At 41.5% G+C, this 17,520-nt stretch carries 15 protein-coding genes, 1 pseudogene and 1 riboswitch; all 16 genes and pseudogenes read right to left on the bottom strand.

The genetic code is table 11. The annotated features are described in order from the left end of the window. Positions 1-263: 263 nt before the first annotated feature. The 16 genes and pseudogenes from NQ550_RS09215 to NQ550_RS09140 all read right to left on the bottom strand — a co-directional run bounded on the left by NQ550_RS09215 (position 264) and on the right by NQ550_RS09140 (position 17,483). Complete coding sequence (locus NQ550_RS09215; protein WP_008703003.1) at positions 264-1,886, bottom strand: hypothetical protein; 1,623 nt, start codon at positions 1,884-1,886, stop codon at positions 264-266. A 78-nt stretch (positions 1,887-1,964) separates the two neighbouring features. Continuing rightward, complete coding sequence (locus tag NQ550_RS09210) at positions 1,965-2,228, bottom strand: hypothetical protein (protein WP_008703001.1); 264 nt, start codon at positions 2,226-2,228, stop codon at positions 1,965-1,967. Between the two features lie 361 nt (positions 2,229-2,589). Continuing rightward, the gene (locus NQ550_RS09205; protein WP_008703000.1) at positions 2,590-3,309 is read right to left on the bottom strand and encodes a glycosyltransferase family 2 protein; all 720 of its coding nucleotides are present in this window, start codon (positions 3,307-3,309) and stop codon (positions 2,590-2,592) included. 235 nt (positions 3,310-3,544) lie between these two features. Further along, complete coding sequence (locus tag NQ550_RS09200) at positions 3,545-4,702, bottom strand: ABC transporter ATP-binding protein (RefSeq protein WP_025576993.1); 1,158 nt, start codon at positions 4,700-4,702, stop codon at positions 3,545-3,547. Positions 4,703-4,781: 79 nt separating this feature from the next. Further along, a complete protein-coding gene (locus NQ550_RS09195) occupies positions 4,782-5,768 on the bottom strand; it encodes a FecCD family ABC transporter permease (protein ID WP_370865700.1) in 987 nt (328 codons plus the stop codon). Between the two features lie 172 nt (positions 5,769-5,940). Beyond that, positions 5,941-7,080: an ABC transporter substrate-binding protein gene (locus NQ550_RS09190; protein ID WP_120062355.1), complete on the bottom strand. Its 1,140-nt coding sequence runs from the start codon at positions 7,078-7,080 to the stop codon at positions 5,941-5,943. 78 nt (positions 7,081-7,158) lie between these two features. Next, entirely contained in the window at positions 7,159-8,178 is a 1,020-nt protein-coding gene (locus NQ550_RS09185; RefSeq protein WP_020993880.1) for a hypothetical protein, read from the bottom strand. Positions 8,179-8,502: 324 nt separating this feature from the next. After that, entirely contained in the window at positions 8,503-9,900 is a 1,398-nt protein-coding gene (locus tag NQ550_RS09180) for a sirohydrochlorin cobaltochelatase (protein ID WP_008702995.1), read from the bottom strand. Between the two features lie 200 nt (positions 9,901-10,100). Continuing rightward, positions 10,101-10,277, bottom strand: a riboswitch (cobalamin riboswitch). 197 nt (positions 10,278-10,474) lie between these two features. Continuing rightward, positions 10,475-10,801, bottom strand: a pseudogene (hisI, locus tag NQ550_RS09175) (phosphoribosyl-AMP cyclohydrolase); the annotation flags it as partial. A gap of 78 nt (positions 10,802-10,879) precedes the next feature. Further along, positions 10,880-11,467, bottom strand: a complete 588-nt coding sequence (hisB, locus tag NQ550_RS09170; RefSeq protein WP_008702993.1) for an imidazoleglycerol-phosphate dehydratase HisB — start codon at positions 11,465-11,467, stop codon at positions 10,880-10,882. 107 nt (positions 11,468-11,574) lie between these two features. Continuing rightward, the gene (gene hisD / locus NQ550_RS09165; RefSeq protein WP_008702991.1) at positions 11,575-12,879 is read right to left on the bottom strand and encodes a histidinol dehydrogenase; all 1,305 of its coding nucleotides are present in this window, start codon (positions 12,877-12,879) and stop codon (positions 11,575-11,577) included. A 2-nt stretch (positions 12,880-12,881) separates the two neighbouring features. After that, complete coding sequence (gene hisG, locus NQ550_RS09160; RefSeq protein WP_008702990.1) at positions 12,882-13,529, bottom strand: ATP phosphoribosyltransferase; 648 nt, start codon at positions 13,527-13,529, stop codon at positions 12,882-12,884. Positions 13,530-13,532: 3 nt separating this feature from the next. Beyond that, positions 13,533-14,651: an ATP phosphoribosyltransferase regulatory subunit gene (gene hisZ / locus NQ550_RS09155; RefSeq protein ID WP_008702989.1), complete on the bottom strand. Its 1,119-nt coding sequence runs from the start codon at positions 14,649-14,651 to the stop codon at positions 13,533-13,535. Positions 14,652-15,414: 763 nt separating this feature from the next. Beyond that, positions 15,415-15,948 (bottom strand): Holliday junction resolvase RecU, encoded by a 534-nt coding sequence (locus NQ550_RS09150; RefSeq protein ID WP_025576992.1) that lies wholly within the window; start codon positions 15,946-15,948, stop codon positions 15,415-15,417. Between the two features lie 25 nt (positions 15,949-15,973). Further along, positions 15,974-16,534: a signal peptidase I gene (gene lepB, locus NQ550_RS09145; RefSeq protein ID WP_008702987.1), complete on the bottom strand. Its 561-nt coding sequence runs from the start codon at positions 16,532-16,534 to the stop codon at positions 15,974-15,976. Continuing rightward, positions 16,458-17,483, bottom strand: a complete 1,026-nt coding sequence (locus NQ550_RS09140) for an RluA family pseudouridine synthase (RefSeq protein ID WP_025576991.1) — start codon at positions 17,481-17,483, stop codon at positions 16,458-16,460. Before NQ550_RS09140 ends, lepB begins: the two co-directional genes overlap by 77 nt. Positions 17,484-17,520 lie beyond the last annotated feature (37 nt).

The following is a 17,520-nucleotide window of genomic DNA, read 5'->3' as shown; positions in this document are numbered from 1 at the left end:
TTATATTTATTCCTCCCATATTTTCCAGATATTTACAGCATTATAAAAATACTGCTTTATTATATTATAAGAGCATTATGGAGTAATTTCTTATAATATAATAAAATTTCAGGGGTTCTCTCTGTCATATCGTGTCTCATTGTATCATGATGTTCCACATATGGCAAGAAAATCCCCTGAAACTGTGTACTCTGTTTTTACGAAAGTACTTTCATCATTGTTTTATCCACGTTATCCTTTGTGTCTTTTTCTGATTACCGATTTCATTTTACTTTCTGCTTCTTTACTGTTGACCAGCCGCTGTATATCTTTCTTCCATTCTCATCATATCTGTATGAACGGATTCTGTAATAATATGTATGTCCTTTTTTCAGTTTTGCATTTGTGTATTTTGTAGTTGAACCGGATTTAATTACCGCTGCTCTTACGTATGGATTAGTGGTTCCTGCCCGGCGATAGATCTCATATCCGTCTGCACTCTTTGCCTTTTTCCATGTAATCACAAGTTTCCCGGCAGTCCTGTTTGATATACCTGTAATTGAAGTTTTTGCCGGTTTTGCAGTCAGATCATCAGCAGAATACGTTTCCTGCGTCATATAAAGAATGGAATTTTTTCCGGTTCCATATAAGCTCTTTGCTTCTTTGTCATATGCAAAATATATATTCGCACTGTCTGTCGCATATGTATAGCCCCGGGAAATACTTCCTGAAATCGGAGTATCCAGAAACAGACCTCCGTCTTCTCCAACTGTTCCTTCATCGCTGTTTGTGATATCTGCCATATAATATTTACCGTTATTTGCCACAATATTCCACATATGAGGACCTTCACCTGTACCGCCATTCATTATACCGGTCACTGTATAGCAGGTAATGTCACTGAGATCGCACAGATACTGAAATGCCTTGGAATAACCTTCACAGACCACATTAGTACTGTCATCTCCGTCAAAAACATAGATTAACTGCCATGGATCTCCGTATTCATCATCCTCCGTCACATCATCATTGTAGGAAGTCAGGTAGCAGATCATTTCTTTATATCCGTACAGCTTTTCTGTCTCTGTATAACCCTGAAATTCTTTTACGATCATTCTGGCATTTTCTGCTGCACTTTTTGCAAGCTGTACAATCCCTGCATTTACTTTATATTTACCGGAAGCATAACTGCTGATCACCGGCATAGATATGGAAAGATTTTCAATTTTTACAGTTGTTTTGTTTCCTGCTGCCTTTGTGCTGTAACCATACTGCCAGGTAGTAGCTGCAGTCTTTTCGTACCAGTACAATTCATATGGACAATCTACAGCCAGGCAATCGATAATCTTTGAAATATCCAGTTCATTAAGGTGTGCGGCTACTTCTCTTTTGAGCGCATTACCGCTTGCTGTTGTCTGCCAGGTCAGTCCCAGATCTGAACTGACTTTAAACCTGGTAGAACCACCTTTCGATGCCACTGCGCTGATTTTACTCTTAAGTTCCTCATATAAGGTCTGCTGCTGTCCATTCAGTACATCCTCACCCAGAGAAGCTGCTGGCTGTGTGTCCGGATCCTGTCCGTACAGAATGTCATTCAGATATTTCTCCAGAAGCTGTCTGTTATCCACAGCACCGTTTTCGTCCGGAATTACAGCCTCTGCAAAGACTTCTTCGTCTGAATCTGCTTCATTTGAACCTTCTTTGTCCGAAATGCTATCCTCTGTATCTGATGCAAACTCCGCATTATCCGCAGTTTCCTGTTGTACATCAAATTCTGTTGCATCATCTGAATTAAATTCAGAAACTGTACCATCTGTGAAATCTGCTGCTGTTACAGGTGTTACCGTAATTCCTGCTGCCAGAACCAGGCTCATTCCCAGACTTATGAAATTTTTCTTTCTGTACATAACGCATTTTCTCCTTATCTGTCGTAAATATAGTATATTACTACAATACTTTATTTCGACAGATAAAACAAGATTTTTTTATAATCCTTGTTCTCCCGCCAGATAGCACAGGTCTGCAAGACGTTCATATTTTGTCTGCATACACGCAATATAGTCATCCAGAAATCTTTTTACACGATACGGGATATCTAAACGCTCATATCGGTTCTCAAATTCCGTCAGGTCACTGTTATCCTGCCTGATATACTCATCTGCTGCACTGATTTCCGCCTTCAGAGCAGAAAGTTTCTCCTCGTAACGACCTGTTAATTCCATTTCGCACAATTCATTCATTTTGTTCATCTTATTCTTTTCTCCCTATTATTATTTTTACATTTGTGGTAACCTTGTTACCTGTGTGTGTTGTTTTGTTATATGTTGATTTGTTGTGTTATGTGTGTTATGTACCCGATGTGTGCAGATCGGTACATACCGTTTTCTGTCTTATTACAACTATAATTGTAATTTTGTTTAAAGAAAATGTCAATTCATTTCGTCCGACATCTTATGATATGATTCGACATTTATCTGAAAATACAAGAAAGAATCCTGCCCGGAGGGCTTTTTTATGTTATAGGAACATTACGAAGTAATTTCCTATAACATAAAAAAACTGCTATTCCTCACGATCACTGTAGGAACAACAGTTTTTTTTCATCATTTTTTATGTTCGGCGGATAATCCTGTTCAATTTCACAAAATCTATTACCGCCTGTTTTCCGATCTTACAGATTTTCTTCATGTTAATGGAATTCACCCCGCCCTGACGAGGTCTGAATGTGACAGGAAGAAATTTGATGCTGCATCCCTTCTTCTTATAAATAACAGCCAGAAGTACATTGGAAAGATTAAAGTCCTTCGGAATCAGATGTATGTACCTGGCCATCGTCTCTGCTTTCATCAAACGGTACGGAGTGTTGGCATCTGTCAGATTTACCCCAAAACAGATACGGATAACCAGTTTCAGAGTTTTTGTTACAAAAACACGTGATATTCCATCCTGTCTGTCTTTTCTCCAGCCGATGACCATATCATATTTCTGTCTTCGTTTCCAGAACGGTTCAAATTCTTCCGGCAGTGTCTGGCCGTCTGAATCTGTCTGGAAAATGTAATCTGCACCATTTTTGAGTGCATACTTATAGCCATAAAGCACAGTTGCACCATGACCGCCGTTTGGTTTTGTTATCGGAATCAGCAGAGGGCGTGTCTTTGTACACTGTTTCAGTTTTTCATATGTAGAATCTTTGCTCCCGTCATCAATGACAATCAGACGTGACTGACCGTTTCCGTTATGCTTCTCTATAACAGGATACCAGTCATTAATGACCTGTTCAATGTTATCCTGCTCATTGTATGCCGGGATAACAATGTATAACTTATCCATATTTCTCTCCTTTGGATGATTGATGGTATCCATTATAGCATACATATACATGAAATAATAATATTATTTCGAAAACGATGTACTATAGCTGTTACTGTTCACTGCTAATATCCCGCGAGGTGTTTTTTGTGAGCGAAGGTCACAGAAAACCCGAGACATACTGCGCGAATTTATGCGATTAGCATAAATTCTGTGCATCGCGAAGCGTGTTGCTGGGAACGGAGTGAACAGTAACCTATAGCTCTGCCAGTATTCCCAGCTCCCGCGCAAGGCGAAGCAGTTCCCTGTTTGCGGCATTCACTGTTCCGAAGTCTTTCAGAGGACAGATAACTTTCTGACATTTTTTCATCAATTCCACAGCCTTATCATAAGATTCCTGTGAAATACTTTCGAAAGGTTTCTCTGTAATCACCTGGTCTGCAAGTGCACCGGCTACCTGACAGTCTACATCATTCGTGTGAAGCACTCCTGCCGCAAATGGAATTCCCTGTCTCTGCAGTTTTCGATAATACGGAATTCCGCTTCCATTACCGCCAATTACAAACACCTGAGGTTCACCTCTGGGCGGATCCATCTCCACACATCCAAAAGCAGCATTATAGCTTCCTCTGGTAATTCCATACAACTTCTGAATATACTCAGAAGTAAAGATTTCTTCCGGAGCACCATATTTTTCTATATATTCTCCATGTACACAGATAACTTTATCAGATATTTTCTGTGCAAGATCCAACTCATGCAGCGACATGATCACTGTAAGCTGATGATCCAGCACCATCTGTTTCAAAATGGTAAGAAGTTCCAGCTTATGACGGATATCCAGAAAAGAAGTCGGCTCATCCAGTACAATGATCTCCGGCTCCTGACAGATAGCCCTGGCAAGAAGGATTCGTTGTCTCTGACCATCGCTGATGGCTGTAAAATCCCTGTCTTTTAAATCCCATGCATGGACGGTTTCCATTGATTTCTTTACCTTTGTCTTATCCTCTGCGGAGAGTATTCCCAAAGTTCCTGTATAAGGATAACGCCCTGTGGCTACAATGTCTTCGCAAGTCATCAGTTCCGGACGCATACGCTCTGTGAGCACGACTGCCAGTTTCTGAGAGACCTCTTTATTGGTCATCTTTGCCATTTTCTCTTTATCCAGATAAACAGTACCGCTGATCGTGGCAAGCTGTCTGGTGATGCTTTTAAGAATAGTGGATTTTCCGGCACCGTTAGGACCGATGAGAGTGAGGATTTCTCCCTTTTTCAGCTGAATATTGATTTCTCTGATAAGAGGTTTTCCGTCATATCCCACAGTCAGCTGATCCGTACGGAAAAAATACTGTTCCTGCCGGTCTGCTTTGTTATTTTCTGTTTCCTTTATTACATCTGCTATTTTCTCTGACATATTTTTTCCTGTTTTCCTTTTTTATGCTGCATCTTATAGTAATCTGCCCGGATAGCGTATTCTACTCCTGCTTTTTATATCAATTTCTCTTCTGTCTGCGGATCATGATATAGATTACAACCGGTGCGCCAAACACTGCTGTTACGGAACTGATACTGAGTTCTGTAGGTGCAAATACGGTTCTGGCGATCAGATCACAGAAAAGACAGAATACTGCCCCTCCCAGAAAACAGGCCGGGATCACAAGGAGCGGTCTGGCTGTTTTCAGCAGGCTTTTTACAATGTGAGGCACTGCAATGCCAACAAAAGAAATTGGTCCTGCAAAAGCTGTCACACAGGCAGACAGAATACTGGATAAGAGAATCAGTCCTATGCGGAACAGCTTGATATTCACTCCCATATTCTGGGCATAAACTTCACCCAACTGATAGGCACCGATAGGCTTAGACATAAAGAACACGATCACCATTGTGAGCAGAACTACTATTGCCATTACTTTCACATTACCCCAGGACATTCCTGAAAAACTTCCCAGTGACCAGTTGTGAAGATTGACGATATTGGAGTCATCCGCAAATGTAACTACGAAATCTGTAACTGCAGAACAGATGTAACCGATCATGACACCGCTGATAACCAGCATGGACATGTTGTGGACTTTTTTGGCAACCAGCAGGACAAATCCCATGGAAATCATAGAACCGATAAATGCTGCAATGATCATGGCTGCAGAACCCATGGAAATAGATCTGCTCAGAAAATAAATCATCAGAAGTGCAACTACCAGCTTGGCTCCTGAAGAAATTCCAAGTACAAAGGGACCTGCAATAGGGTTATTAAAAAATGTCTGAAGAAGAAATCCGGATACAGAAAGTGCTCCTCCAAGAATGATCACTGACAGAATCCTGGGAAGACGGATTTCCCATATTATATTGTAAGCAGTCGCATCTCCCTGATGTCTGAAAATAATATTCAGAATCTCACTCACTGAAAGATGAATGCTTCCGGCATTTACATTCCAGACAAATAAAATCATCAGAAACACCGCCAGTATAAGAAATGCCATCCAGTATCTGGCTGTACGTTTTTTGTCATCCATATTTTTTGTTCCTTTTGTTTTTATATTTCCTGCTTTTGGCAGTTATGCAGAATCCCGCAAACATATTTCAGTGCCGTTCGTAAATAACTATACCAATCGCATAGGATGCGGATTCGAGTGTGCCGAAAAGTTATAAATATCATTTTAACTTATGCATATATGCAAGTTCATCCAGCGAATCATCATCTGTAGTAAGGATTGTATGAATATCTTCGATCATGGTTCCAAGTTCGGTGGTTTCCTGGAAAAGATTTTTACCCGTACACCACACATTTCCATCCTTCACTGCCTTAAAATCTGCCAGAAGATTACTTTTTGCCAACAATTCATCAATAGTAGAAAGTTCACCGTCGATAGTACTGTTATAGATGATATAGTCCGCATCTTTTGCTTTGGCATAAAATTCTTCCATCTGCATATTCATGGTAGACAAAGCGTTATCACTTTCTCCTGTATCTTCGGGAACATATTTGCCGCCTGCCAGCTCGATCATGTTTGAAACATAATCACCATTCTTTCGCACATTGACAGCACCTGTGGAATTAATGTAAAAGAATGCTACTGTTTTACCTGTATCTTTATCATCAGAGGTCAGAACTTTGTCAAGCTTGTCTGTCTGCTCCTTAAATGCCTTCTCAGCTACATCTTCCTTTCCGAGAAGCACAGCATAGAGTTTCATCCATTCAGTTCTTCCCAGAGGATGGCTCTCATAACTGGAACGTTCTACCATTACCGGGATACCAAACTGTTCCAGTTTCTCTTCCACCTCCGGATTATGATGGATCATAGTTGATTCAATGGCAAGACCACAGCCTTCATCCAGGATCAGTTCATAATCCGGTGCATTGTACTTGCCTGCATAAATCATTTTTCCGGATTCCATGGCATCTTTTGCTTCCTGGATATACCATCCATTCTCCTGAGTTCCTGAAAGACGAATGCTGTCAATACCGTCAATTGCGCGGAAAAGATCCATGGCAGAGGTTGCTACCAGATAGATGTTGTTCAGCGGTTGTTGAATAACTGTGATATCTTTTTCAAGCCCCTTTGGAGCCTTTTTTCCCTCTGGAACTACAAGAAACTGTCCTTCCTGATCGATAGTAATCAGAGCATAGCCATCATTGTAATAGTCTACGCTGAATTCTTCTGCGTAGGAAAGTTCCATACTGTGGTCATAGGTAAGTCCCGGGATATCCACAGGAGTTTTTGCATTGTCTTTATCTGCTGCGTATGCTGTACAGACAGTGCATATACAGATAATAAATAATGCAACTGACATAAAACCGATAAATATTGTTTTTTGCTGTTTCTTTATTATGTTTTTCATCTTCATAATTGTTTCTTTGTTTGTATGTGATTATTTTGCTGTTTTTTCTGCTTCTTTGGCAGTTGTGGAATCAAAATTTAAGGTGTAGTCAATCTCGTGAGGCTCACTCATTGCTACTGTATCTGCTGTTACCTCCATCTCTGCATCAAATACGCTGACAGGGATTTCAAAAGTGGAGTTTCCGTCTTTATTAACCGGCTCATATTTCTCACCATCCACAAGCATATAATCATAGTTCGGACTGCTCCATACGATAGTTGCTGTAGCTTTATCGCCTTCTACATTAATGGCTGCAGGAGAATCAATGGTTGCTCTTCCTGAACCGCCTGTAAGAGTTACATCCATGGTATAGTCGCCGTCTTCAAGATTCAGATCTGCCAGAGTCTTACCTTCACTTGTCTTACTGTCTTTCGCATCTTTGTCTGTGTCATCTGCTTTGGAATCTGCATCTTTATTTTCTTTATCATCTTTTTTTGCATCTGTATCATCAGATTTTACAGGATTTTTGACACTTACCTTATGGTCATACCATTTTCCTTTTGTTCCGATCAAAGCTACATCGAATTCTTCATCAATTGCGGGTACCGGGATATCAAATCCATATACTTCCTCACTCATTCCATCGCTGTATGTAACAGTATCTGTGGTTGGCTCAAGAACCTCTGCCCCGTCTTTCTGTGCATCTTCTGCCTTTCCGACGAAAAGGTTTACAATTTTCTTAGAAGCAAGGCTTACATGGATAGTCATCTTGCCCTCCTTTACTGTAAGGGTTCCTTTTCCATCGTTTGCTTCATTTACATGGAACATTCCGCTGTCTGTATCAAATTCTGCTGTGTAGGTGCCATCCTCTAATGTATCACTCTTGGATGCATCTGTTTCTTTATTATCTGTGTTTTCTGAATCAGCATCTTTTGCAGTTGTTTCTTCTTTATCAGTGGTTTCTTCTGTTGCCGTATCAGTATCTGTCTTTGCAGCAACCGGGCTTGTACCGATCAGAGTAGCTGAAATAGTAAGTGCTGACATTAATAATGTAAATGAACGTTTCTTCATGATTATTTCTTCTCCCTTATCTTCATATTTTTTATAGTTTTTTCTATCGTGCTGTTCAACCCATCTGCTGCAGAGCAACAGGCTTTTGAACAGGTGATGGCAAATATATTATAGTAATTCCAGAAAATAATGCAATTAAGACAGTTCCTCTGGATCTTTCTCAGATGTGCGCACGTTACTGTGAACGGAATGAACAGAAACGTGCGAACTGTTTGCAGTATTTTATGGAATTGCTATGACTTCTTTTTTTCTTATCATATAATATATCTGCCCGGAAACTTTTGCAAGTTCTCCGGGCAGTTTATCTTGTTTGAACAATATTTTTTATTCAGCGTCAGCCTCTGCAGTATCAGCTGTTGTCTCAGCTGCGTCATCTGCCTGTGCATCGTCTGCACTGTCATCTGTTGCTTTGGCATCAGTATCTTCTGCTGCTGCATCGTCAGATGCTCCAAGAGAATCAATTGCTGCTTTTGTATGAGCCACATACAGATCTTCTACTGCTGCGATTCTTCCAAGACCTGCGATCTGACAGTCAACACTGTCGAAATCACCGGATGCCTCAAACTGAGATTTCCAGGAATCTGCATCATCACCAGCCATATCATTGTTAGCGTGGTCTCCGGCAACAACCATCAGAGGACGAAGGATTACATTCTTGAATCCTGCTTCTTTTACTTTCTCGATAACCTTGTCACATGCTGTGTCTTCCGGTTCTCCCTCTACAGTTCCGATGAAAGCGTTTGTGAATCCAAGATCATCCATCTGTGTCTGCATCTGGTCATAGGTTACGTTAGCTGTATGGGATGTACCATGTCCCATGAATACAAATGCTGTGCCTGCATCTGCTGCTGCTTTCATATCATCAAATCCAGCTTCCTTGCAAGCTTCATCTGTGATCGCCTGAGCAACTGCTTTCTTGTCATCATTGATTACTGTAGCGTCATCACCAACTTCACCGAGCATTGGCTCTGCAATTGCAACAGATTCAAATTTGTCTTTGTATCCATCAATTGCCTCTGTCATTTCATCATATTCTGCACCATGCATCAGATGTGTCGGCTGTACAACAAGATTCTTAACACCGTTAGCTACTGCACGGTCAAGAGCCTGCTGCATATTATCGATTACTTCATCATCTCTTGCCTGTACATGGTTGATGATAATCTGTGCTGTAAATGCACGTCTTACTGACCAGTCCGGATATGCTTTTGCAAGGGCATCCTCGATTCCTTTGATATCCTCTGCACGGCTGTCGTTGAAGGATGTACCAAAACTTACTACAAGAAGTTCATTCTCACCAATCTCATCCTGGTTACGAGGATCATCTTTGGAAGCATCACCTGTGTCACGTCCAAAGTATTCAGGGCTTGCTTCTTCACCTGTTACCAGTTCTTTCTGAGCATCTGTAAGTTTGTCCCATGCTTCTTTTGCTGCTTTGCAGTCTTCGTCAGTTGTGTCTGTTCTTTCCTGAACATAAATCTTATCGATCAGGGCACCAACTTCGTCTGCGGCTTTCTGATCATCATCAGAAGCTTCTGTTGTATCATCAGATGCTTCCTCTGTATCTGCTGCATCTGCATCGTCTGCAGCTGCTTCTGTGTCATCTGCAGCCTCTTCTGTTGCTGCATCATCAGATGCAAAAGCAACTGTACCTGTTGCTGCTGTCATGGAACAGGTCATGGATACTGCCAGTAATAAGGCTAACATGGATTTTCTTTTCATTTCGTTTTTCCTCTTTTATTTCTCGTATTTCCGGACAATTGTATGCACAAAAAAGGCAACTGCATATTCTGCAGCTACCGCTTTCCCATAAATACATGGTTTATATGTACCAGATATATCTGTAATTTCGATTCTGTCTGATTCATTTAATAAAAGAGCTATGTATCGTTATGAGAATACAGGTTCTGTATACCGCAGACCTTAAATTCTACGCCAAGGCAGTTCTCCTGACTTCGATCATCGCTGTTTCTCCCTTCCCGGTTTCCCAGTGGTTTCTGAAAAGCAGCTCCCATACACAGTGACGGTATCGCTCCGGATTCTCACCGGATTCTCTTTTGCACATCAAGTACGATGCAACCTTTGCGTTATAACATTGCACATATTCAATTCGGATATTCTTTTTTTATCACATTTTAACAAAAATGTCAATACAATTCGTGTATATTTTCCTTTAATGTTTGGCATTAATGTTACTGTTCACTCCGTTCACAGTAACGTAGCCAAAATTCATTCCAGATTGCCTGCGGCAATGGAATTTTGGCTTGTATGTATATTATCGCGTTATTCATTACACTTCTGTCAGGGCTTTGAAAAAACAGGTTCTGTTTCCGGTATGGCAGGCTGCACCGATCTGCTCTACTTTAGCAAGGATCGTATCATTGTCACAATCCAGTGTAAGGGATTTTACAAACTGGAGATGTCCGGATGTGAGTCCCTTCGTCCAGAGTTCATTGCGGCTTCTGCTCCAGTAAGTCATTTTACCTGTTTCAAGAGTGGTATTAAATGCTTCTTCATTCATATACGCCAGCATCAGCACTTCGTTTGTCTGATAATCCTGGGCTATAACAGGTACCATTCCATCACTGTTTAATTTAAAATCAGACCATGCGATGCTGCTTTTTAAATTCACTGTATTTTCCATTTTCTGTCTCCATCTAATTTATTGATTGCCATAAATCATTTCGTAAATTTTCAAATTTTACAAACTGCCCTTGGTAGACAGAACATCTGTGATCCTTGGATCATAGGATGTGGCTGCGTCCAGTGCTTTGGCAAAACTTTTGAACATTGCTTCTGCTACATGGTGATTATTCCCACCTGCCAGAACCCTGATATGAAGATTCATGCCACAGGCATAGGAAATGGCATAGAAGAACTCTTTTACCATTTCCGTGGACATGTCACCGATCCTGTCTGTGGTAAACTCTGCATCCCATACAAAGTAAGGTCTTCCGGACAGATCAATCGCACAGAGCACCAGGGATTCATCCATGGGAAGGATGCAGCTTCCATAGCGCTTAATCCCCTTTTTGTCACCAATTGCTTCTTTTAATGCAGTTCCCAGAACAATTCCTGTATCCTCGATGGTGTGATGGTCATCCACCTGAAGATCACCATGGACTCTGACACTGAGATCAAAGAGCCCATGACGGGTAAATCCATCCAGCATATGGTTAAAAAATCCCACACCTGTCTCAATATCAGAATATCCGGTTCCATCCAGATTTATTTTTAATTTGATTTCTGTTTCTTTTGTATTTCTTTCTGCTGAGGCTTCTCTTGCCATGGTTAAGTCCTCTCTGTCTTACTTATTTTCAAACACTCTGAATCCATTGTTTTAATGCGCAAACTACAGTTTACATTATAGCAGATTTCAAATTCAAAGCCTTACCATTATTCTTTATCTTCATCCTCAAAACGAACTGCAATAGAATTTGCATGTGCAGTAAGCTGCTCAGAAGTTGCAAACTGAATGATATCTTTGTGTATATTACGCAGTGCGGATTTTGAGTAATATACAATACTTGATTTCTTGATGAAATCATCTACGGAAAGGGCTGAGAAAAATTTGGCTGTTCCGTTTGTAGGAAGTACATGGTTCGGACCTGCAAAATAATCTCCCAGTGGCTCGGAACTGTACTCTCCGATAAAGATCGCACCTGCATTCTTCACTTTCATCATATCTTCAAAGGGATTGGCTGTCACGATCTCCATATGTTCCGGAGCGATTTCATTGGCTGCCTCAATCGCCTCGTCCATATCCTCTGCGATCAGAATGTATCCAAAGTTATCAAGAGACTTCTGAATGATTTCTTTTCTGGAAAGAACCTCCACGAAACCTTTTACTTCTTCATCTACTTTCTTCGCAAATTCCTCACTTGTAGTGATCAGGATAGCACATGCCAGTTCATCATGCTCTGCCTGGGAAAGAAGGTCAGCTGCCACAAAATGCGGATTAGCTGTCTCATCTGCAAGAACAAGGATCTCACTCGGTCCTGCAATGGAGTCAATGCTTACATAGCCATATACTGCTTTCTTTGCAAGAGCTACGAAAATGTTTCCGGGACCTACGATCTTGTCTACCTTCGGAATACTCTCTGTTCCGAAAGCAAGGGCACCGATCGCCTGTGCACCACCCACCTTATAAATCTCATCTGCTCCTGCTTCTTTGGCTGCTACCAGTGTGGAAGCGCATACTTTGCCATCCTTTCCGGGCGGTGTTGTCATAACAATATGCGGGACTCCTGCCACTTTCGCAGGTACAATATTCATCAGTACAGAAGACGGATAAACTGCTTTTCCACCGGGTACATAGACACCCACACGATTTAACGGTGTTACTTTCTGTCCAAGCATAGTTCCATCTGTTGTGCTTGTAAACCAGCTGTTCTGGATCTGTTTTTCATGATACTGACGGATATTGACCAGAGCTTTGCGGATCACTCCAAGAAGTGCAGGATCAATCTGCGCATAAGCCTCTTCAATTTCTGCATCTGTGACGCGGATAGTCTCTTTTGTCACATCAGCTTTGTCAAATTCTTTTGTATAGGCAAAAAGGGCTGCGTCCCCTTCATTTTTTACTTTATCAAGGATCTGAGCTACTGTGGATTCAAATTTCCCATAGTTATTCGGGCTTCTTTTCAGCAGATTCTCAAGAATATCCTTTGTTGATTCTTTTGTTAATTTTACTGTACGCATCTTTACATCTCCTCCTGAAGAACTCTTCTTAAGTCTTCAATAAGTTTACGGATTCTCTCATTTTCCATCTTCATGCTCACCTGATTGACTACCATTCTGGCAGACAACGGGCAGACCTCTTCCAGCACCTTCAGTCCGTTTTCCTTCAGTGTACTTCCGGTCTCCACAATATCTACGATCACTTCAGACAGACCAACGATGGGTGCCAGTTCAATGGAACCGTTTAATTTGATCAAATCTACTGTCTGGTGTTTTCTGTTAAAGAAGTAATCCTTGGCAATATTTGGATATTTAGTCGCCACACGGATCAGCTGGTTGTTCTCCAGAACTTCTCTGGCACTCTCCGGTCCGCAGACACACATCTTACATTTTCCAAATCCAAGATCCATCACTTCATAAAGCTTACGGCCTTCCTCCAGGATCGTATCCTTTCCCACAATTCCGATATCTGCCGCACCATACTCTACATAGGTAGGAACATCCGGCCCTTTTGCAAGGAAGAATTTCATCTTCAGTTCTTCATTAGTAAAGATCAGTTTACGGGAATCTTTATCTTTCATCTCTTCGCAGGTGATTCCTGCTTTCTCAAACATCTCCATTGTTTTGTTGGCAAGTCTGCCTTTTGTCAGGGCAACTGTCAGGTATCTCATGGCTTATCTGACCTCCTTTTTCAAACGTAATGCCACACATCTGCCCTCTGCACGAAGTTTCTGTGCCTCTTTAATGGCTTCTGTACGGTTCTGTGGCTCGTATTCGATTACTTCCGGCTTCTCCTCTTTCTCAGAGATCAGTTTCTGGCTGGAAAGTGCAAGAAGAAGGTTATCTACTTCAAGGGCAAATCCGATAGATGCCGCAGGTTTGCCAAAGTGTTTCATCAGGCCATTGTAACGGCCTCCCTTGATCATAGGTTCACCGGTTCCGTAAGTATATGCCTGGAAAATGATACCTGTATAGTACTGATATTTACTAAGCATTCCAAAATCGAAAGAGATATACTTTTCATATCCGTAGTTTTTCATAATCTCATAGATTTCTTCCAGTCTGGAAACTGCCTCCAGTGCGCAGGCGTTGTTTGTCAGACTTCTGGCTTTCTTTAAGACTTCTTCTGAACCAAACATCTGTGGGATTTCAGTAAAGGCTTTCTGCATACTGTCTTTGAGTTTCTGTTCTTCTACAAACTCTTCTACTCCGAAAGAATTTTTCTGCGAGATCAAAACACGAAGACGTTCTTCTGCTTCCGGACCGAGTTCGGCTTCTTTTAATAAGGATTTGAAGTAATCTACCTGTCCGACACTGACCTGAAATTCTGTAAGACCTGCTGCCAGAAGGCATTCCACTGTCATGGCAAGAAGTTCTGCATCTGCATCTGCGGATTCATCACCGATCCGTTCTACTCCCATCTGTGTGGTTTCTTTGAGATGTCCTCTGTAGCTGGTGTTATTAATAAATGTGTTTCCTGTGTAGCAGAGGCTTACAGGTTCTTTGTCCGGGGAAAAGTAGGTTGCACAGGCTCTGGATACAGACGGGGTGAAGTCAGGTCTGAGTACCAGGGTATTGCCTTCTCTGTCAAAGAATTTATAAAGTTCTTTGGATGGGATGGTTCCTACTTCGCGGCTGAATACTTCAAAGTATTCGAATGTCGGGGTTTCTATGTCTTCATAGCCATACTGGTGGAAGACGCGATGGATTTTCTCCTGTACCTTTCTTTTCTGGCTGCATTCGCCGTTGTAGATGTCTCTTACACCTTCAGGGGTGTGGAAAATACGCTGCATGGGTGGTCCTCCTCTTGGTTATGTTGTGATTCTTTTTGTTATTATTTTATATTTTACTTTAGTGCGGTAACGTGCTACCAAATCAATGTGTAACTAGGTAGAATTATAATAGGTTTTCAAATAAATGTCAAGTACAGTTAATGTTATTATATTGTTGTTTTTGTCTATTCGTTATGTATGTTTAGAGGGACGCTCAGAAACATATTGTATTTGAGGTGCGGTTTCGGTGCCTAAGAGCTTCTAAGTCTTCAGAAAATCTGCTAAAACCATGAGAAGAAAAGCCCGGAATTACTCGCTATCGCTCAGACAAGGGGCTTTTCTTCTCATAACGCAGATTTCCTGAAAACTAAGAATCTCTAAGACACCTGCAAATGCACCTCAAATACAATATGTTTCCGAGCTGGTTCTCGCAATGCGGAAGACAAGGATATCTGACGCAAGATTTCACACTCTGATAAGCTGAATCAATATGTATTAATTAAGAGGCTTGCTATAGTGTGCCAACAAGTTGATTTCTTCATAGTTACTGCCAATACACAGCGCAGAAATTTATTTTATTTCCGGTGCATTTGCAGGTATCTTAGAGTTTCTTAGGCAAAAAAAATCTGCGTTATGAGCCGGCTGTTTCACTGTCTGAGCGAAGTCGGCGACGGAGCGAGTTTGAGAAGACGGCTCATGCTTTTAGCAGATTTTTTTTGCCTTAGAAACTCTTAGATGCCGAAACCGCACCGGAAATAAAATAAATTTCTGCGCGTCCCCTTTCCTATTCCCGTTCATTAAGATCAGTCTGAACTCCATCAAGAAAGGGCACAAGAAACCCGCTTTTTTTGTTCAAATAGTACTGAGGCTCCAGTTCTTCGCGCCGGAAGCTCTTGCGGCCGCCTTCCTGCATCCGGTTCCAGAAAGTAAGGAGACTGCGCAGTGTAAGGTAATAGAACTGGTTTTCATGGCTGTAGAATATAAGAAAAAAAGCCACCCCTCCCTGCTTTTCAAATGCCTGCATAAATTCCACCTGATGAGGATGGATATTCGCAAGCGGAAAAGTATCCGCCGCACATTCTTTGGCATCAAAGCAGACAGGGATGCCCTGTACTGCTCCAATATAGTCTACAGTGCTTCGTTGCTCGAAATATGCCAGCGTAATATGACGGTTTTCCTTATCCATACGGACAGGTGTGATCGGAGTGGGAATTTTTTGGATAAGTGCCAGTCCCTTTTCTCTGTATTGTTCATTTGTACGATTTACAAGATCCTCCAGAGTGGATCCCCGCAAACCTCTGCTGTTCCATGTTGCCACTTTATTTCTCCGTAAATTTTATTTTCTACTTCAATAATTTTACCGACGGATAATACCTGATAACTGCCTTTCCGACAATCTCATCAAAGGTCACAAAACTGGTGCTTTTCCAGCAACGGGAGTCTTTGGAATGATTGCGGTTATCACCCAGGACGAAATAGCTGTTTTCGGGAACTTCATACGGGCCAAAGCTGCCCCTTGGTTTTTCCGGAACGAAACTGTCATCCAGAGGAATCTCTGAATCATTGATATAGACTTTGCCGTCCTTAATCTGTACTTTTTCTCCCGGAAGTCCGATGACTCGTTTGATGAAAAGCTTGCTTTCGTCATCCGGGTATTTGAAAATAACAATGTCAAAGCGTTCCGGATCTTTTATTTTTTTTGATATTTCATGTCCGAAGAAATCCAGATTGAGTCCATATGCAAGGCGGAATCCGAAAATACGGTCTCCTGTCATAATGGTTTTTTCCATTGATTCGGAAGGAATTTTGGCATTGATCAGTACTACGCTATTCACAAGCGTTACGATCACTACTACTATGATGATCATTTTTGCGTAATCCCATATTTCTTTCCAGATTCTCATGATAAGCCTCCTCAAGATTTTCCTCTTTGATGATTTTACAGAAAAGCTCCGGTGCCGGCGCCACAAAGGTCTGGTCTGTCTCCGGAATTACTAACCTGTATGCATGGAGAAGCTGATGCCTGACTCCATGGCGGATATATTGCTTATTAAATTCAGAATCTCCGTATTTGGTGTCTCCAAGCAATGGATGTCCTGTTCCTGCAAGGTGAGCACGAATCTGGTGAGTACGGCCTGTGATCAGCTCAACTTCCAGAAGAGTTATTTTTCCGTTGCTGCCAAGAGGACGATATTTCGTTTCAATCGGCAGGGAATCTTTGAATTCCTGTCTGCTTACGATTACTTTGTTTGTTTTTTTATCTTTGTGCAGATAACCCCTGATATGATCCGGTTTTTCTATTTTGCCTTTTGTGAGGCAGATGTAGTATTTGTGAAGTGTTCTGTCGTGGAATATCCTGGACAGAAACTGCAGACCGGCAAGGCTTTTACCTGCACAGACCATTCCGCTGGTATTACGGTCAAGTCGGTTACATACAGAAGGTCTGAAGGTTTTGAGCTGTTCTTCTGTAAGGTCACCTTTCTTTAAAAGGTAGCCGGTCAGATATTCTACAAGGGACGGTTCCCCGTCATCTGCCGGCTGTGAAAGCATCCCTGCCGGTTTATTGATGATAATGATATCAGAATCCTCGTAAACAATATCCAGTTCGCAGTATGCTCTTGCTGCCTGACTGCTTCCTGCAAATTTATCGAAAGTTTCATCACTCAGAAACAGTTTGATGGTGTCGCCTTTGAGAAGTTTTTCGTTTCCTGTGGCTTTCTTTCCATTTAGAGTGATGTTCTTTTTGCGGAGCATTTTGTAAAAAAAACTTTTAGGTGCTTCTCTGAGAAGCTTGGCCAGATATTTATCAAAGCGCTGGCCCGCTTCATTTTCTTCTATAATAAATTCTTTCATATTTAATTGTTCCTGTATAATTATACCAAACTCCGAA

It is taken from the genome of Blautia wexlerae DSM 19850, from assembly GCF_025148125.1.
Lineage (GTDB): Bacteria > Bacillota > Clostridia > Lachnospirales > Lachnospiraceae > Blautia_A > Blautia_A wexlerae.
This window is presented reverse-complemented; position numbering and strand designations above follow the sequence as displayed.